The 18462-nt window shown below is 51.5% G+C and carries 12 protein-coding genes and 1 pseudogene; 6 read left to right on the top strand and 7 right to left on the bottom strand.

Going from position 1 to position 18462, the window contains the following annotated elements; translation table 11 throughout:
* From QET40_RS05440 to QET40_RS05425, 4 genes and pseudogenes are all read right to left on the bottom strand, one after another.
* Positions 1-4168 (bottom strand): annotated as a pseudogene (locus tag QET40_RS05440) (hypothetical protein); the annotation flags it as partial.
* Positions 4169-4483: 315 nt separating this feature from the next.
* Positions 4484-5701: an ATP-binding protein gene (locus QET40_RS05435; RefSeq protein ID WP_280126156.1), complete on the bottom strand. Its 1218-nt coding sequence runs from the start codon at positions 5699-5701 to the stop codon at positions 4484-4486.
* Between the two features lie 39 nt (positions 5702-5740).
* A complete protein-coding gene (locus QET40_RS05430) occupies positions 5741-6427 on the bottom strand; it encodes a response regulator transcription factor (RefSeq protein WP_280126155.1) in 687 nt (228 codons plus the stop codon).
* A gap of 57 nt (positions 6428-6484) precedes the next feature.
* Positions 6485-7414, bottom strand: coding sequence for a hypothetical protein (locus QET40_RS05425; protein ID WP_280126154.1), 930 nt, complete (start codon positions 7412-7414; stop codon positions 6485-6487).
* 340 nt (positions 7415-7754) lie between these two features.
* On the opposite strand from QET40_RS05425, the gene ribD reads away from it, so the two are divergent.
* On the top strand, positions 7755-8813 hold the full coding sequence (gene ribD / locus QET40_RS05420) for a bifunctional diaminohydroxyphosphoribosylaminopyrimidine deaminase/5-amino-6-(5-phosphoribosylamino)uracil reductase RibD (RefSeq protein ID WP_280126153.1): 1059 nt from the start codon (positions 7755-7757) through the stop codon (positions 8811-8813).
* A gap of 133 nt (positions 8814-8946) precedes the next feature.
* On the opposite strand, the gene mnmG is transcribed toward ribD, so the two are convergent.
* Both mnmG and holA read right to left on the bottom strand, forming a co-directional pair.
* Positions 8947-10821: a tRNA uridine-5-carboxymethylaminomethyl(34) synthesis enzyme MnmG gene (mnmG, locus tag QET40_RS05415; RefSeq protein WP_280126152.1), complete on the bottom strand. Its 1875-nt coding sequence runs from the start codon at positions 10819-10821 to the stop codon at positions 8947-8949.
* A 13-nt stretch (positions 10822-10834) separates the two neighbouring features.
* Positions 10835-11932: a DNA polymerase III subunit delta gene (holA, locus tag QET40_RS05410; protein WP_280126151.1), complete on the bottom strand. Its 1098-nt coding sequence runs from the start codon at positions 11930-11932 to the stop codon at positions 10835-10837.
* Positions 11933-12166: 234 nt separating this feature from the next.
* Between holA and QET40_RS05405 the strand changes: the two genes are divergently transcribed.
* The 3 genes from QET40_RS05405 to QET40_RS05395 all read left to right on the top strand — a co-directional run bounded on the left by QET40_RS05405 (position 12167) and on the right by QET40_RS05395 (position 16019).
* The gene (locus QET40_RS05405; protein WP_280126150.1) at positions 12167-13651 is read left to right on the top strand and encodes a trypsin-like peptidase domain-containing protein; all 1485 of its coding nucleotides are present in this window, start codon (positions 12167-12169) and stop codon (positions 13649-13651) included.
* 93 nt (positions 13652-13744) lie between these two features.
* Entirely contained in the window at positions 13745-14983 is a 1239-nt protein-coding gene (locus tag QET40_RS05400; protein ID WP_280126149.1) for an LL-diaminopimelate aminotransferase, read from the top strand.
* Positions 14984-15149: 166 nt separating this feature from the next.
* On the top strand, positions 15150-16019 hold the full coding sequence (locus QET40_RS05395) for an FAD:protein FMN transferase (protein WP_280126148.1): 870 nt from the start codon (positions 15150-15152) through the stop codon (positions 16017-16019).
* Between the two features lie 58 nt (positions 16020-16077).
* Here QET40_RS05395 and QET40_RS05390 read toward each other — a convergent pair whose 3' ends face one another.
* Positions 16078-16248, bottom strand: coding sequence for an entericidin (locus QET40_RS05390; protein WP_280126147.1), 171 nt, complete (start codon positions 16246-16248; stop codon positions 16078-16080).
* 187 nt (positions 16249-16435) lie between these two features.
* On the opposite strand from QET40_RS05390, the gene QET40_RS05385 reads away from it, so the two are divergent.
* Together QET40_RS05385 and QET40_RS05380 are read left to right on the top strand one after the other, a co-directional pair.
* Positions 16436-17698, top strand: a complete 1263-nt coding sequence (locus QET40_RS05385; RefSeq protein WP_280126146.1) for a Gfo/Idh/MocA family oxidoreductase — start codon at positions 16436-16438, stop codon at positions 17696-17698.
* Positions 17699-17740: 42 nt separating this feature from the next.
* Entirely contained in the window at positions 17741-18445 is a 705-nt protein-coding gene (locus QET40_RS05380) for a cytochrome c3 family protein (RefSeq protein ID WP_280126145.1), read from the top strand.
* The last annotated feature ends 17 nt before the right edge of the window (positions 18446-18462 follow it).

Below are 18462 nucleotides of genomic sequence, written 5' to 3'. Positions count from 1 at the left end.
CCCGGTAGGTCCGGTAGACGTCAAGCAAGGTGTCCACGTCGTCGAAACCGGCCGAGGGGTCGCGGGTGAGCTTGTAGCCCGATGAACGGCCGAGTCCGTCACGCGTTTCCTTGAGGATGTAATGACATCCTCCTATCTCCAGGCTTTCCGTTTCCTGTTCCCCGTAGGCGTTGTAAGTCACGGTGCGGGTCCCGGAAGCATCCGTCGCGGAAACAGGCTGGCCGAGGAGGTTGTACTCGAAAGAGATCCCCGGAGTCCCGTCTTCGTAAGTTACTTCCATGAGTTCCCCCGTCAGAGGTGCGTAGGCGTACCGGACCGCTCCTTGCGCTTGGTGACTATTTTTGGTTTCCAGCCGATTGAGCGCATCATAGGCGTAGACTTCCGACTTGTTGAACATGGGGTCGTACTTGACCGTCAAAAGACCGGAACCGAAGTGATAACCCCAGAGGGTTTTGCGGCCATTCGGAAGGTTTTTCGGGTTGCCGGTAATAGTTTCTCCGGGTGCGCCGTAGGTCGTCAATCCGGCGATGCGGTTCATTTCGTCGTATTCGTAGAGAGCGGGCTGGAAGGCTGTGCCGTATTCCGCAACGGTACGGCCGCGCTGGTCGTATTCGAAGAACGAGGTCTTGCCTGCGGCGTCGACGATGCTGGCGGGTTTGCCCGCGCCGAGATCGTAGACGATTTCCGTGGCGTTGCCTGCCGCATCCGTCGTTTTCAGCGTCCAGCCGAGAACGTTCTGATCCTCGACGGTCGTGTTGCCGCGGCCATCGGTGGTTTTCACCTGGATGCCGTTCTGGCGGTAGCTGCGAGTCTGGATAACGGTGATTCCCGCCGCATCCCTTGAGCGCGTCACAAAACCGTCCACTATGCGCGTTTCCGCGATGATGGAGGAAGAAGGCGACTGTGCCCGTTCGAAGCGTTCCGGGCCCGTTCCCAGCACCGTCCAGCGGCGCGAGACCATGCCACGCACATCCGTCACGACCATATCCCTGGACAAGGAGTCCAGAGAAGAGACAAGCGAGGCCGTCTTCGTCGTCAACGGAGCACCCGCCGCGTTCCAGACGGTGTCTTCGGTGACGCGGTACACGTTCCCGCTCCGGTTTTCATAACGCCATGACATAGCCTTAATACGGTTTGACACCGTACTGGCCGGATTTTGTTCATTTAAAACAATAATTTGTTTATTTTGTATTCCGAAGACATCGTATTCCACCCTGGTTTCCGCTTCGGAGGCGGTGCGGAAGGACACGAGGAATCCCTTGGAATTGTAACTGTTAACCGTAGAAACCCATCCTCCCAGGGTATTGGGCACTTCCTGGACGACGATTTCACCGAAACCGTTGACCGTGTCGCGGGAAATGGGGGTCCAGGGATCTTCCGGGAGAGACGAGGAAGGAATCTCGACAAGATCCTGCGACATTTTCGTCGTCCTCAATCCGCCGGCCGTCAGTTCATACTCGTATTTCAAGACCGTACTTCCCGTGCCGCCTTCGGTGTATACGGAGCCGTCTTCATTCGTTTCCGTCCGGACGATACCGCCGGAGGGGAGGATTTTCGTCACTGTGGATCCGTCTCCGGAATAGTACCAGGAGGTAACGCGTCCCAGTTCATCCTTCTGCCAGATCATGCGGCCCATGGTATCGTACTTGGCATACCGCACCGTATTCATCGCGCCGACGCTGCGCCATTCCTCAAGGACACGCCCCTGGGCATCGCGGACGTAGCTGACGACGGTTTCCGGGGTTGTTTCCGTGCCGGAACGAATCATTTCCGTAAGTTGACGTGCCGAATTGTAGCTGTAAAGCGTGGTTATACCGTCGAAGTCGATTTCCTTCAGCGGGCCGCTGCACATCATGGATTCCACCGTCCGGACACGGCCATCGGCGCGTTCCGTCCGGACGAGCCTGCCTTCTTCATCGTATTCGTACCGTTCACGGGAGACGAGGGACCAGGCCAGGCCGGTGTGGGCGTATTCTTCCCGGCGACGGATCGTTTCGTCGCCCGAGATGTATTCCACGGTGCGCGTACTCTTGCCGGAGACGGGAGCGCCGTTGACGCGCATTTCCGTCGTTTTGATCCAGCGGACACCGCGAACGGGAACCGGCCAAGAGACTGCAGCGGCTTTCAAAACGGCTTGGAAGGAAGGTTCTCCACATTCCGAGGACGATTCGGATGATGATTCACTGTCAGAACTTTCCGACGCGGAGGACTCGGAAGATGAGCCGCTCGAAGCGCTTTCTGACGCGGACGAGTCACTGGACGACGAAGAAGAATCGGGTTCCGCTTCCAAGAGTTCTTCCCCCATGTCTTCGTAAGTATACCAGGTTTCCACACCGTCCGGACCGCGCCTCATCTTCATTCTACCGCGAGCGAAGGAAGGTTCCGCCTCAGGTCCGTAGAATTCTTCCACGGTGGTACGGGATCCGGAAACACCGAGGGCGGTTTCCGTCACGGTCGTACGCAGAACGAGATTGCCGTCTGCGTAGGTATAGACTTTTTTACTGAGCGTTTTGCGGTTGCCTTTCGCATCCACGATGTCTTCCTGAACGACGGACGGACGCGTTTCATTGAAACGTCCTCCCGTTTTATACGAAGTCATCACTTCCCGCCGTCCGCCGCGTCCCCACGGGGAGACGGTTTTCTTCACCCGGCCTTCGGAGTCGTATTCATAACGGGTCGTGCCGGCTCCGGTGGTCGTTTCAAGTGAAACGCGGTAGTTGTCGTAGTCGTATTCCGTCGTAATCGCGCCTTCGGAGCCATATCCTTCCGTCCGGCTCAGAGTTCTCCAGCCTCCATCCGTGTATTCCAGGATTTCGCGCGAACTGGTTGCAGGGATCGAATCTCCGGCCCGGCGTACCATTTTGAGCCGTTCCCAGAGGTTGCCTCCCATAGGTCTGCGGACGGTGGATTCATAAATTCTTTCACTGCCTTCACCGGTGATGATGACGATGTCGTCTCCAGCGGTGCGTTTCTGGCGGATCTGTTCAGGCAGGTTGCGGTAACGGGAGCGGGTTTCCGTCACAGTTTCTCCGCCGTCTTTGAAGCGACGGATATCCCATGTGCGGTACGGTTCACCTTCCGTGTGCCAGCTACCCAGGGCTTCGTACACCTGGGAACGGGCATATTTCCTGATTTTAAGACCGGTGGTAAGATATTCCACCGTGACAAGGCCGCCCCGCGCCGTCCAGACGGATGTAATGGCTCCATCCGGGCCGTAATGTTCAATTTTGAGGCGTTTTTTGAATTCTTCCATTGTCGTGACAACTCCGGCCCGGGAGCACATGCTTACCAAGAGCCCGGTTTTTACGGAAAAGGTCAGTTCGGAACCGTTGCCCACGGCCAGGCAGATCAAGCCCGGGCTTTTGCTAACGCAGTCCGTTCCGTCGTCATTGAGCAGGCGGACAAGAGACGTGGTGCTTCTGGTCGTACCGGAACGTTTCGCCTTCGACGTCCCGATGACATGCTGGAAATAAAGTTCCTTGCCGGAGGGTTTCCTGATCCGGACGTCACCGTCCTTGTAGAAAGCCCTCCATTCCATCGGGTGGCTGTAGCGCAGGAGCAGAGGATACAGAGAAGAAGCCGTTGCCGAGCGGGCACGGGCACGGTTTCCGGAAGCAGGGAAAGCTTGCGGGGCCGGGGAATTCTGATCTGGAAGAGGCGCATCGGGGTTCGCGGCAATCTGGCCTTCACCATCGCAGCCTCCGGGGTCTTCTCCGGCTCCTTCGATGGGAATCGAGTCCTCGGTATCGCCGTCGTCTCCGTCACAGCACTCGGGGTTGCAGCACCCTTCTTCAGGCGGGGAGCAACTCGTCGAGTCGGTAGATTCCGATGAAGAGGAGTGTGCGCTGCTGCTTTCGAGGGAATCGCTGGAAGACGAAGAATCGTCCCAATAATCGCCGCCATAGCTTGAATCGCTCGAATCACTGGAATCCCCCGAGCCGCTACCGAACTCAAACCAGTCCGAGTAACTGGAAGTGCCGGAATCGCTCGAATCGCTTCCGCTATCCAAATAATCCTCAAACTGGTTTTGCTGAGCGAAGTTTCCGTTAAAACGCGCTCTGGACAGAGGAGCATCAAATTGGTCTCCCGGCATCCAGGAAGAGGAATGAGCATCCATGGAAGACATGCCATCTTCCATGCCATTGTTTTTATTCTGCTTATTGATCATATTTCAAAAACGGCTTGTTTTTTCGGCCGTCCATGAAATAAATATCCCGGAAATTCCATAAAATCAATTTATCGACACTCAAGGGGAATACATGCCAACATATTCTTCATCAATTTAGTACGCCATCAAATAAACGAACGCGAACACTCATCGGAATGCCAACAGCTCCGGCAATTCAAGTTACAGGGGTATACGTGCCCGCATTCCAGCCGGCAACCGGGCCGAAAGAAGGAATGAAAAACAGACGCAAAAAATCCCGGAATGAAACATCCGGGATCCGGCAGACGGCCGGTAAAACCGAAAAATCCTTCTTCGTCAGGAAGCGGAAGGAGAGGGAGCGGGCAATTGAGGGAGCACGATCGTGAAGCAGGTTTCCACACCGGGAATGCTGGCTACGTCAATCGTCCCCTGATGGGCTTCCACAGCCCGGCGAACAATCGAAAGGCCAAGTCCGGTACCTTTGATCTGCTGGGAATGCGCCGTTTCCACCCGGTAAAAACGATTGAAAATGTAAGGCAGATGGGAAACGGGAATCCCGATGCCATTGTCCGAGACGCTGATGACCGTTTTGCCGTCCCGGACGCCCGCCTTGACGGTAACGGTCAGGCCAGGCTCCAGGTTTTGCTTGATGGCGTTTTCAATGAGGTTGAAGAGGATTTGCGTCCAATAGAACATGTCACCATAGATCATGAAAGGAGTGCGATCCAGTTCGACGCGGATGGTAGCTTGTTTTTCATGAGCCATTGTCTCCAAACGGCCAATGACATCCTCTACGCAGGTGCCGAGGTCAAAGAGAGTACGTTTGAGAAGGTTCTCCGAATTTTCCAGTTTGGAAATCATGAGCATGTCTTCCACAATCCGGATGATACGCTTGCAGTGTCTTTGCATCATGCCCAGAATGCGTTTGCGCATGGCGGCATCGGCGGCGATATCGTCGTCCTCAAGAAGGTTTTCCAAATAGCCGTGGATGATCGTCAGGGGAGTCCTCAACTCGTGGGAGGCATTGGCCACAAAGTCCCGGCGGACAGTCATCGTCCTGTGTTCCTCGGTAATATCGTGAAAAAGGATACCGATCTGGTTGAGATCTTCCTGCAAGGGAGTGGAGACGACCTGAAGAACTTTCTCCGAACCGGAACCGCCCTGCCCTTCTCCGATCGAAACGGTAATTTTCTGGCTGACGGGATCGCAGTTGCGAAAGATTTCCCGGTAGAACTGGTGGAGTGTTTCGTGCTCGGGAGAAAGGAAGACATTGCCTCCGACACGGCCCGATTCACCCAAAAGTACGCTTGCCGCTCTGTTGGCAATCAAAACCCGTCCGTGCCTGTCAGCTACGAGAAATGCGTCACCCATGGCTTCCAGAACGGCTTGCCGGTCGGAAACAAAATGTTCCTTGGAACGGGCGGACGATTTTTCCAGGTCAGCATACTTCTTCCGCTGCAGTTTCATCTGCATGGAAAAGATACCCTCGCGATAGGCCCAAGCGCCAACGGCAAGGGTAAGCAGGGAAATCAGGGTAATGTCCAGGGGAGCCACTGTCTTGGAAAAAAGAAATTGGGCGGGGTGTTTTCCGTATCAGGAATCGGAAGGTTCCACGAGACGGTACCCTACTCCGCGGACAGTTTCAATCATATCGGCATATCCTTCGAGTTTTTGACGGAGCCGCTTCATGTGGGTATCGAGCGTACGGCTATGGACTTCGTCGCTGTAGCCCCAAACAGAGCGGAGGAGGTCATTGCGATCCTGAGTCTTTCCGGCGCGCTCCGTCAAGTAGAGAAGGAGTTTGAATTCCGTCCCCGTCAGATCGACCGGTTCGCCCGCGAGATAGAATTTGAAAGAATTTTTGTCAAATGAAAGCGGGCCACAAGTAACGCGGACTTCACCGGGTTTGACCTGGTTTCTTTTCAGGATAGCCTGGATGCGTAACACCAATTCCTTCGGGCTGAAGGGTTTGGTTACATAATCGTCAGCTCCGAGTTCCAGTCCGGAAATTTTGTCGTCCAGTTGTGCACGAGCTGTCAGAAAAAGGACAGGGACGGAAGATGTGCGCGGGTCGCGCCGCAAATCCTTGTAAAGGGAGAAGCCGTCTTTCTTCGGCATCATCACATCCAGAATAATCAGGTCGGGAGCGGTTTTAAGCGCTACGTCCAGCCCTTCCATCCCGTCGTGAGCCTTGACAACATCGTAACCTTTACGGACGAGGTTGATTTCAACGAGTTCCGCGATATCCAGGTCATCTTCGACGATGAGAATGCGTTCCATGCGTTTCTTGATACGGCATAACCCGCATGGAACGAACTCTTTTGTGTGACAAAATGTTCACATGATGTTCTTACTGACGACTTCTCCCGGGAGAGTCGTTTTTCCAGGGGCTATGATTCGGCCGGGATAAATGGTCGTATGGCATCCCGTTTTAACATCGTGCCCAATAACCGCACCCAGTTTGATCCTGCCCGTCGGATGGAGGCACCCTCCGGAACCGGCCATCAGATGTTCGCCCGCATCATGGCGATAGTTAGAACAAATCGTTCCGGCCGCCAGATTGACGCGGGAACCGATAACGGAATCCCCGACATAGGACAAATGCGGAATACTTGTCCCACTGCCGATGATACTGCTTTTGATTTCAACGCCCTGCCCTATCCGGCAATGATCCCCGATGGAAACATGCCCGCGAATGTAACAATTCGGTCCTATCCGGCAATTGCAACCGAGACTGACGAAACCTTCCATGACGACTCCCGGCAAAATCTCACAACCGTCCCCCATGCGAACGATCCCTGAAAGATAAGATCCGGAGCTGACAAGGCAATTGTCCCGGCAGGGTTGGAGGCCTTGCAGGATAGTGTCATTCCACGACAGAAGATCCCAAGGATAACGAAGGCGTCTCACAGTGAATATTTCACGTGATTCATGACCGTGGAAAACCCGTGGAACGGATCCTACCCAGGCTACAGGATGGGGAGTTCCGTCATCATCCCGGCAGAAAAAAGGCCGAAATCCCTTCCCCTCCCGGGAATATGCATCTGCCATCAAAAGCAGTACTTCTTCTCCCGGAAAATAGTGCAGTGAAATTTGCAGGGTATCCGGACTTGAGACAGAAACTACCTGTATACCATACTCGGCAAGTATTTCTTCCATCCAGATATGTAACTTGATGCCGCCCAATACCAGCTCTCCAACCGGGAATCCCTCAATCCAGAAACACTCGTCCAATCCCGGATCCGATATCAAACATGCCTGTATCATGGAAATGTCGTTGATCACATGAAAAGAAGACTCTACCATTTCCAACGGCGGTGACCCAGGATTTTCTGCGTCTATGAGTTCAATACCACCGAAAATATCTTGTGAATTCATTGTGAATAACCTGTCGGAAACCGAGATTCCAGGTTGCTCACAAATTTGATGGACTAAGTTATCCACAAAAGGAGAGCACAACAATTCATTCCAACTCTGTAAGTTAATTCCGTTGTTCACTTTATTCACACAATATAAGACGATGAAATTTTATATAGATAAGATCTATCTATTTCTTGTGGAAAAGAACCTCATTGTGTGAAGGGACAATCTGGGGTATATTTCCGTCATGCTTTTTACCGCTCAGGATTGCCATTGGATGTCTCACGCTCTTTCTTTGGCACGAAACGGAGTGGGAATGACTAGCCCCAATCCTCCCGTAGGAGCAGTTCTCGTTTCCAACGGTCAAGCCATTGGAGAAGGGTTCCACCGAAAAGCCGGAATGCCGCATGCCGAGCGCGAAGCATTTGCCGATGCGTTGAAGCGCGGAAACGCATCTCTTCTACCTCAATCGACACTTTATGTGACTTTGGAGCCTTGCAGTACGTCCGGACGTACTCCTGCATGTACAGATGCTATTTTAGAATATGGCGTGAAGCGGGTTGTTTATGGTACGCAAGACCCCAATCCCAAACATGCCGGAGCAGCGGACAAACTGCTGGCCATCCACGGAATCGTTGTGGAACACGGTGTCATGGAAGAGGAATGCCGGCGTTTGATTCGCCCTTTTACCAAAACAATAAAAACAGGGATGCCGTGGGTTGTCGTCAAAACGGCTGCAAGTCTGGATGGACGTATTGCCAGAATGCCGGGCAAATCCCAATGGCTGACTTCTGAGGCAGCCAGAAATTACGTCCACACGTTGAGAAGCGAAGCCGATGCTATTTTAACAGGGGGAGAAACCGTCAGGGTCGACAATCCTGCCTTTACCATACGAACGCCTGACAGAGCCGTGTCTTGTGAGAAAGAGCAACCATGGAGAATGATTGTAACACGTGACCGTAAATCCCTACCCTCACGAGCCTGTTGTTTTACGGACAATTTTGCGGACAGAACGGTTGTTTTTGAAAATATTATTGATTATCAAAAACTTATGAAAATAATATACCAGAAATACGATGTCTCCGTATTAATGGTTGAAGCCGGAGGAAATCTTGTACGAACCTTATTGCAACATCAATTGGTAGATGAGTGGATCGGTTTTTACGCTCCCATGATACTGGGAGGACATGCCATGGCTGTTGCTGGAGAAGAGTTTTTGAAGGAGGAAGCTTTTCTTGAGGAAACGGATTGTACCATGTATGGTCCTGATGTCTGTATCCGTGGTCTTGTACGGTATAGATCCTGATTTATTCTGCACTATTTGTGATATATACCGACGGAAAAGCCGGATACTCCCCCCCTGCCCTGTTCCGGTTGATATCTATTGATAAAACCGAAACGGCGTAGAAAACTGTGCGAAGAACAAAGACTGGGAATTGTTAATCCTGTCGATGTTCCTTTTTCAGCCATACGAGCAGGAGCGCAATATCTGCCGGAGTGATGCCGGGAATGCGAGTGGCTTGTCCAATTGTCGCCGGGCGAATCGATGAGAGTTTGAGGACAGCTTCCTTCTTCAGGGCATGGACATGTTCGTAGTCGATATCCGATGGGATTTGTTTGTCCTCCATCCTGTTGATTTTTTCCGCCTGCCGGATCTGCCGAACGATATGACCTTCATACTGTATTTCCGTAGCGATATGTTCCCAGTGTTCCACGTGGAACATTTCTGTCAATTCCGGAGGGAGGTTTTTCCAGTCGTTGCCAGTTCTCTTGAGCCATAGATCAAGTGGTATTCCGTCATATTTGAGATTTCGAACGGTTTCCGTACCTAAGTTGATGGCGTTTATTTTTTCTTCGACGGCTTGTTTGCGATCCCGATTGACGAGTCCTATGGAAGCGGCAATGGGGGTGAGGCGGATGTCTGCATTGTCCTGGCGAAGGAGGAGGCGGAATTCCGCCCGGCTTGTGAACATCCGGTAAGGTTCCTGTGTGCCTTTAGTGACGAGGTCGTCGATCATGACTCCGATATAGGCCTGGTCGCGTTTCAGGATGAGGGGGGATTCTCCACGAACTTTCAAGGCAGCATTGGCGCCGGCAATGAGTCCTTGGGCAGCGGCTTCTTCGTAGCCGGATGTACCGTTGATTTGCCCGGCGAAGTAAAGGTTTTCGACGATTTTTGTTTCCAGGGACGGATGAAGTTGTGTCGGTGGACAAAAGTCGTATTCGACAGCATAACCCGGACGAATCAACTGAGCATGTTCAAGGCCCGGGATAGTGCGTATGAATGCACATTGGGCGGCATAAGGCAAAGATGTCGAGACGCCGTTCAGATAGAATTCCGATGTATCCCTGCCCTCCGGTTCGATGAATACCTGGTGTTTGTCCTTGTCGGCAAAGCGAACGATTTTGTCTTCTATGGACGGGCAATAGCGAGGACCGATCCCTTCGATGATACCGCTGTACAAAGGGCTTTGATTAAGATTATCCCGGATAATGTCGTGTGTGTTTGTATTCGTGTAGGTGATCCAGCAAGAACGTTGGTGCAAGGAAAATCCGGGATCGGCCCATGTATTAAGCGTGCTGAACGGTTCCGTCGTACGGTGAAGTCTCGTGTGAGAAAGGAAGCTAAAAAGAGGTGGTGGTTCATCTCCTTCCTGGATATCGCAAACATTGAAATTAATGGAGTTGCCGTTGATGCGCGGCGAAGTGCCTGTTTTCAGGCGTTCGACGATGAAGCCGAGTTTTTTCAAATGCCGGGACAATCCGCTGGGTGCGCAGCCGAGGCGTCCGCCGGGGAAATGGTTGAGACCGACATGGAGGAGGCCTTGCATGAACGTGCCGGAGCAAATGACGACGGCTTTAGCCTTGATGGCAAATTGGAGGCTGGTCATGATACCGGTAGCGCGCGACTCTGAATCGACAAGGATCTGATCCGCCATTCCTTGGAAGATGCGGATGTTCGGATCGTTTTCCAACACCCATTTCATGCGCATCCTGTAAGCGGCTTTATCACATTGGGCACGGGGGGAACGAACGCTCGGTCCTTTGGAAGCATTGAGCATGCGGAATTGAATACCGGTAGCGTCCGTGTTGAGTGCCATGGCTCCTCCCAGGGCATCGATTTCTCGAACGATGTGTCCTTTAGCTAGTCCTCCAATGGCAGGGTTACAGGACATTTGCCCGATTGTATCCAGATTCTGAGTGAGCAGGGCGACAGAGCATCCCAGGCGAGATGCGGCAAGCGCTGCTTCGATGCCGGCATGTCCGGCTCCGGCAACCAAGACGTCGAATTCGGGAAGATCAGGTACGTTCACGTCCAGAACTCAATCAGGAAGCGAGGGAAATTGCAAGCCGATGGAGCACCAGTTGTGCATCCAGAGAGGAAGAAACGAGTGATTTGTCCGCCTGGAGACATTCGTAAAGGTTCTTTTTGAGCTTGGATAATGTTTTTTTACCGAGTTTTTGGGCAGCGAGAAAAACAGAGTAATAATTCGGTGTTCCGTCCTTTTTGAGAGGGATGAGTTTCTGGGCGTAGGGAGGGATGGATTCCATCTTCCGGTAGAATTCCGTTTTGAAGGAGGGATTCAGGGAATAAGTGTCGCAAATAATTCTGGCAGCGATCATGCTGCGCAGGGCAGGGATGAAGGCAGCACGAATAATCCCTACGGCTTGATCTCCTTTTTCTAATTGAAAATCAATAAGTTGTATTGCTTCTGAGGCTTTTCCCGATTCAATGGCCCGTGAGATTTCAAAGACAATACCCGTGCGTGTTTGAGAAACCATATTGCGGATATCCTGCTCGGTTACCGTTCTGCGTTCCTGGCCGAGATAGATATCGATTTTTTCAATTTCAGAAATAATTTGTCTGGACGATTCACTGACGCGATGAACGAAGATATCAAGTGCGTCGCGATCGAAAACAAGACCGCGCTCTTGAGCGGCATTTCCTGCGATAACGGCAACTTGTTCTTCCCACCCGCTTTGGGTAATGTCGGGCTTGGAAAATTCTTCCGACGATCCGGATTTGAGAAGCAATTTGTTAAATGCCCGACGTTTGTCGAATTCGAAAGCCGAGACGAGAAGACAAACATCGTCCGGAAGGCCGCCTGAAATGAGGTCGGAGAGTGTTTGAAGGCCTTTTTCAGTGGCTTCTGCCCGGCCTGTGACGGAATCTCCCAGAAAGTTGGCTCCCTTGAGCCAGACGATTTTTAATCCGGGAAAGAATGGAACTGTCTGGATAGCATCCCGTATTTGGTAACAAATAGAAGCGGCGGAATCTGCATCCGGAGCGTTACCGTCGATGATTTCATGGGAGAATGTATTGGTGCCTTCGGACAAGCGGGCAAACCTCTCGGAAGCATGTTGGGAAACGAGTCCTTCGTCGCTCCCGAAGATAGTTATGATATGTTGGGTGTCCTGAGCCATTCGGATGTCAGTCTAATGGGAGAGGGCAGGGTGGGTCAACTCCGGGTACGGATTAATTTTTTCATTTTTTGTAGGAATGAATCTCCGAAAGAAGAGGTAGGAGACCGATAGAATAACAATAAAGGCAAAATAACGGTTATTTTTTGAAATTGTTTTCGCGCAAGAAAAGAATTTCTCCATGTTGAAGGATTCGCTTCTTGCGTTTTCAAGCAATTCTGCAAATTTGTTTTCCGCATGATGTCGCATCCATGGAAACGTTCGTTATTGGCTCTCTGTCTCTTTAGTGTCATATTGCTGGGATGCATACTCTATTGGAGATGGTTCCGTGAGGGAGAGTCTATTGTAGATGCATTCCAGAAAGAGACGTACAGCATCAAGACAGGGGCTTTCTTTTCCGATGGAGATGTTCCAGTGTTGAGTGAATTGGATCGCGAAATGTCCAAAATATCTTCTTTTGCCTCCCAGTCTCTGGTGACTATTTCAGCGACCGGATCCAGTGACGTCGGCTACAGAAGCAATAACGAGGACGGAAGGATAGGAAGTCATATTGTCAGTAGGGCCCAGGGATCCGGAGTGATTGTTTCCAAGGAGGGACATATCATTACCAACTACCATGTCATTAGAGGCAAATCATACATCCAGGCAATTCTTGGGGATGGCGAAGTAACGACGGCTCGCGTGATCGGGGTGGATCAGCTACTGGATATAGCTGTTTTAAAAATCGATCTGCAAAAGGATTTGCAGCCTATACCTTTTGGTAACAGTGACGAAGTGAAAACAGGCCAGATTGTCATGGCACTTGGTACACCCTATGGTTGGGCTAAGACCGTGACTCAGGGAATTGTCAGCGGACGCGATAGGAAGTTTAACAGTGTAGGTATCAATTACATCCAGACCGATGCCACCATTCATCAAGGCAATTCCGGAGGACCTCTCATTAATATTTATGGAGAGATGATTGGCATTAATTCCTCCATTCTTTCCGGCCGTATTTCTTCGGGTGGAACACTAGGGTTTGCCATACCGTCCAATATCGTTCTTCAGGCATTCAAACAGATTTGCGAGTATGGCCGTCCAATGCGTGGTTATCTTGGGATTGACTTTGTCGAATCCTCACAGGGTCTCAAAAATTTCATCCATTATCAGGATAAGGATGGAGCTATTATCAATTCCATTCGTTACAATTCTCCAGCCGAAAAGGCCGGATTGCAGATTGGGGATGTCATTCTTGAATGTAACGGAAACAAGATCGAAGAGGCTAAGGAATTGCTCCGGGAATTGGAATCCCTGCAGGGAGGGGATACGGTCAGGTTTGTCGTCTGGCGCCAGGGACGTAAACTATCCGCTAAAATTACTCTCGACGATACGACGAAGGAATTGGAGTTGAATAATGATTCAATTCTAGTCCGCAATGGCATTACCGCGCGTGATCTTTCCCTGGTGGAGAGAACATCCGGTGTTAAAGGAATCGTGATCGAGGAAGTGAAGGCAATGTCAAATGAACATAAAAACCTTGAGAGTGAATTAAAAGCCGGGGATTTTATTTTCAGCGTCGATGGGCAGGAAATCAACTCTGTAAAAGAATTGGATAATAAATTGAAAAAAGCTCCTGTCGTCATCTTTTTCGTTCGCAATAATCGCATGTTCCGTCTCAAACTTCAGTTGGATAATACTGTGCAGGGAACTTCTTCCAAAAATACTGGAAAAAGTTATTTTTAAGGTAGTCATCCAGTTCGTTTCCATGTTGTAATTGTTCTCTATAAGACCCATATAGGGCTTGAGGGGAGGCTGTTTTTTGTAGAGGATCGGCATATGGCTTTTATCAATGATCATTTCTTGAAATTGCAGGCCGGATATCTGTTCCCTGAAATCGCCCGAAGAGTCAATGTCTTTGCCAAGGAACATCCGGACGAGGCATCGCGTTTGATTCGATGCGGCATTGGAGATGTGACAGAGCCCTTGCCTATGGCAGCCATTGAAGCTATGCACAAAGCTGTTGATGATCTTGCCTCCCGAGAAACTTTCCATGGCTATGGTCCGGAACAGGGATACGAGTGGTTGCGTTCCGCCATTGCGGAAAAAGCTTTCAAGCCTCTTGGCGTTGCAGTCGACAAGGATGAAATTTTTGTCTCGGACGGAGCCAAATGCGATACGGGTAACATTTTGGACATTTTCGGCGGCAATAACCGCATTGCCGTTCCGGATCCAGTCTATCCGGTTTACGTGGACACCAATGTTATGGCCGGCAATACGGGAAACTCCCGTCCGGATGGTTCCTACGAAGGACTTATCTATTTGCCCTGTACGGCAGAGAACAATTTTGTTCCCGAACTTCCGCAGGAACGTGTGGACTTAGTGTATCTGTGCTTCCCGAACAATCCGACGGGTGCTGTCGCAACGAAAGACGAGCTTGCCAAGTGGGTAGGCTATGCGCGTGCCAATGATGCAATCCTGCTTTTCGATGCCGCGTACGAAGCTTTTGTTCGTGAACCGGGCATTCCTCATTCCATATTCGAAATTCCGGGAGCAAGAGACTGTGCCATTGAGTTTCGTTCTTTCTCCAAGCAGGGTGGTTTTACCGGTGTACGGTGCGGTTATATTGTTATTCCCAACCAGCTTATGGGCAGGGATTCTCAAGGTAAGCCCGTTCCCGTGCAGAACCTTTGGCGCCGTCGTCATTGCACTAAATTCAACGGTGCTTCATACATCGTCCAGCGAGGAGCGGAAGCCCTGTTCAGTGCTGAGGGTATCCGCCAGACGAATGGCTTGATAGATCATTACCTCTGCAACGCCGAAATGCTTTGTAACGCTTTCAGCAAAGTCGGATTGCGTGTATGGGGAGGGAGGAATGCCCCTTACGTCTGGGTCGAATGCCCGCCCGGCCTTGGCAGTTGGGAAATGTTCGACAAAATGCTTCATGATATCAACGTTGTGATTACTCCGGGAGCCGGATTCGGTTCCAAAGGAGAAGGATATTTCCGTGTATCGGCGTTCAACTCCCGGGACAATGTGGAAGAAGTTTGCCGCCGCGTGCAGAAACTTTTCGCATAAGAAGGGTTTCCGCCTTGCACGATGGAGCATTTTGCCCGTTGCTTTTCTTACTGCCTTAGTTTCCGTGCTGTCTTGCGATGGAGAGGACGAGGATAGCGGGGCAGGGGGAGAATTTTCTGATGTTCCTTCCGCAAAAGAGCATGAGCCCCGGCTGAGGGAATTCAAAATGGAACAGCCAATGATGGGAACCCTGTTCACCATCCGGGTGTATGTTTCATCTGTAGAGCAGGCTGACCGTGCCTGCAAGAAAGCCTTTGGCGAAGGTAAACGGCTTGAGAGTCTTCTTTCCTCACGGGATGAAAGAAGCGAGCTTGCTTCTTTCAACCGTGTTCCACATGGAACGTTTTTTCCTCTTTCTCCAGAGTTATCTTCTGTCTTGAAGACCGCTTTGTATTATGCGGAAAAAACCGGGGGTGCTTTTGATCCTACTTTAGGTCCTTGTATCCGTCTATGGAGACGAGCTGGCAGTAGAAAACAACTTCCGGATGTTGCGACGCTGGAGAAGGCCCGGGCAGCTTCAGGTTTCCGCAAGCTCGTTCTGGACGGTACCAGGGCATGCAAAACGGTTCCGGGAATGCGGATTGACCTGGGTGGCATCGGAAAGGGAATGGCAGTGGACGCCATGGGACGAATTCTGGAGAAAGAAGGAGTGTCGTCATATTGTGTTTCCAGCACAAGCGATGTTCTGGTAGGAGATCCTCCTCCCGGTCAACCCGGTTGGAGGGTTGCTCTGGATCAGGAGGGGAAAGTTTTTTTACGTCCTTTGAAGCGAGAGGCCGTTTCGACGTCCGGTGCTATGTATCGGCACGTGCTTGTATCAGGCACGGTTTATTCCCACGTCATTGATCCGGAGACAGGCTTGGGAAGTATCCGAGCCGGAAGCGTAACCGTCCTGGCTCCTACTGCCACTTGTGCGGATGCTTTGTCAACGGCCTGTTCGGCTCTGGGTGAAAAAGGAGCCCGGCTTGTTGCGAAGCATTTTCCTGAAGTTGAGATACGGTTCCACGACGATGCAAAAAACGCCCCTGTGCCATGATTGGCCGGAGCGTGTTGTGTTTTGTATGTGCCCGAAGGCGTGGTAGGTATGTCATGCATTACATGCTATCGACTCCCTTGTCGATAGCTTTGCTCGTGTCCTTGGCTGCCTGTCCCATGGCATCGCCTACGGAACTGACGTCTTTGCCGACGCCGCCAACGGTGTTACAAGCTGACAAAAAGACCGCCGCTACAGCGACGAGGCCGATGTTTAGAATGGACTTCATCATGCAGGATAGACGTTGTATCGTGCCTTTTTGCTCAAAAATTGTTTCCAAAAAATCGGGAGGCATAGAAATGGATATTTTCGTGGCGTTATGTCGCAGGGAAGAGGAATTATGAGGCATTGTCTTCTGGATTGTTTCCTTTGAGTGTGTATTCTCAAAAGAAGATAATTCAACGATGAAGTCCGAGAACATGATCCCACGACGAAGCTTTTTGAAAACCGCTGCAGGTACGGCAGGTTTTTTATTGGCTGCGCCCCATGTAGTCCGGGCCCAGGAGGCTTTTCCGACAAAAGTCTTGAAAATCGGTTTGATTGGATGCGGGGGACGTGGGCTGGGAGCTATCCGCAATGCGCTGGATGCCGATTCCGACACCGTCGTTTGGGCTTTGGCGGACGCTTTTCAGGAACGTGTGGATTTTGGAGCCAACCTAGTGAAAGAGCAGTACGGCGGCCGCATGCAGGCCGAGCCGTCCAGGCGGTTTGTAGGGCTTGATGCCTACCAGAAATTGCTTGCTGAGCCGGTGGATGTTGTTTTGCTGTGTACGCCCCCTGCATTCCGTCCTTTGCATCTGGCTGCGGCAGTGGCGGCCAACAAACATCTTTATGTGGAAAAACCTATTGCAGTGGATGTCCCCGGAGTGTTGTCGGTAATGGAGTCGGCCCGTGCGGCCAAAAACAGGAATCTAGTTATTCTGGACGGCTTTTGCTGGAGGTATGACGATGCTAACAAAGCTGCCCGGACCTGGCTTCAGGAAGGTAAACTAGGACGTGTACTTTCCTTTGACGGGTTGTATTACACAACGCCTCCCAAGTCGCCCCTTGCCCTGGATTCCCGTCCACCGCAAGAATCGGATGTTTCCTGGGCACTACGCAACTGGACGGCTTGGTATTGGCTTTCCGGAGGGCAGTTTGTGGAACAGGTGATCCATACCATCGATGGCATGATGTGGTCGATGGAAGATCGGCCGCCTCTGGCTGCCTTTGGTTCCGGCGGTCGTGCCCAGCGTACCGATGACGGTGACGTATGGGATCATTACGATGTCCATTTTGAATACGATCATGATGTGATCGGCCATATTTCATGCCGGCAGTGGGTCGGATGCCACAGTGAAATTTCCGATCGTACGTTTTGCGAGCAAGGTATTTTGGCAACTCCCTATCGTCCTCATATCCAGTCTGCTAAACGTTGGCGTTACCGCGGAGAGAAAACAAATATGTATGCTAATACGCATGTGGCTTTCTATAAATACCTACGGAATGGAGAGTGGGTGCAGACGCTCGAACAGGCTGCGACAAAGACGCTGGTAGCTATCATGGGGCGCAATGCCGCCCTCTCCGGTCGCCGTATTTCATGGGATGATATCCAGAAGGACAGCCAGGTTCTCGTTCCCGAAAATTTGACGATGGATACAACTTTACCTCCGGCCAAGATACCAGTACCTGGACGGGGATAAACCGTTTTTTCGATTTTCAAGTACCTTGATTCCTCTCTCCTCATGTCTTCTTCCAACTTTTCCGATCTTCGGCGGCGCGTCCGTTTGGCAGCGCTGTGGATGGCCGTTGGGGCAGCTATCGTTGTTGCCGGCATTTACATGCAAAATTTTTATCCGGCACCGTATGCACCCCAGCAGCCTGTGGATTTTTCTCACAAGACGCATGTGTGCAAGCTGGGTATGGATTGTGCCGCCTGCCATACCGGCGCGTTTATTTCTCCCCAGGCAGGACTTCCACCGGCGTCTTCCTGCATGAATTGTCATCGGCACGTTTTGTCCGACAGCCCGCTGATTGAACCGATCCGCCGGGCGGCGGATCCCGATTATCCGGAATATACGGGCATGCCGATTCCCTGGGTGGCGGTGAACCGCCTTGCCGGACACGCCTATTTCAGCCATGTTGCCCACGTGACGCGCGGTGTGGGATGTACGGAATGTCACGATGACATTGCCCGGATGGACAGGGTCGGGACATCGCGAAATCGGGGAATGAAATGGTGTACGGAATGTCATCGTAATCCTTCCCGGCGTTTGCGTCCGCTTGAGGAAATTGCCAATCCGTCGTATAACCCAGCACAGTACCTTCAAAACCACGACATCAAGATCGGCAATGGATTGAAATTGACGGATCCCAACCATTTGAGCCCTCTATTGCAAAAGCGTTGGATTGTTGCTCCTTCCAGCAATTGCACGACGTGCCATCATTGATTTTTAACTGACACTTA

This window comes from Akkermansia sp. N21169, from assembly GCF_029854675.1.
GTDB lineage: Bacteria > Verrucomicrobiota > Verrucomicrobiia > Verrucomicrobiales > Akkermansiaceae > Akkermansia.
This window is presented reverse-complemented; position numbering and strand designations above follow the sequence as displayed.

Coding starts and splice junctions, on each gene's coding strand:
- QET40_RS05430 (WP_280126155.1), bottom strand. CDS start 6,427: ATGGAACGCATTCTCATCGTCGAAGATGACCTGGATATCGCGGAACTC.
- QET40_RS05425 (WP_280126154.1), bottom strand. CDS start 7,414: ATGATACAGGCATGTTTGATATCGGATCCGGGATTGGACGAGTGTTTC.
- ribD (WP_280126153.1), top strand. CDS start 7,755: ATGCTTTTTACCGCTCAGGATTGCCATTGGATGTCTCACGCTCTTTCT.
- holA (WP_280126151.1), bottom strand. CDS start 11,932: ATGGCTCAGGACACCCAACATATCATAACTATCTTCGGGAGCGACGAA.
- QET40_RS05405 (WP_280126150.1), top strand. CDS start 12,167: ATGATGTCGCATCCATGGAAACGTTCGTTATTGGCTCTCTGTCTCTTT.
- QET40_RS05400 (WP_280126149.1), top strand. CDS start 13,745: ATGGCTTTTATCAATGATCATTTCTTGAAATTGCAGGCCGGATATCTG.
- QET40_RS05395 (WP_280126148.1), top strand. CDS start 15,150: ATGGAACAGCCAATGATGGGAACCCTGTTCACCATCCGGGTGTATGTT.
- QET40_RS05390 (WP_280126147.1), bottom strand. CDS start 16,248: ATGATGAAGTCCATTCTAAACATCGGCCTCGTCGCTGTAGCGGCGGTC.
- QET40_RS05385 (WP_280126146.1), top strand. CDS start 16,436: ATGATCCCACGACGAAGCTTTTTGAAAACCGCTGCAGGTACGGCAGGT.
- QET40_RS05380 (WP_280126145.1), top strand. CDS start 17,741: ATGTCTTCTTCCAACTTTTCCGATCTTCGGCGGCGCGTCCGTTTGGCA.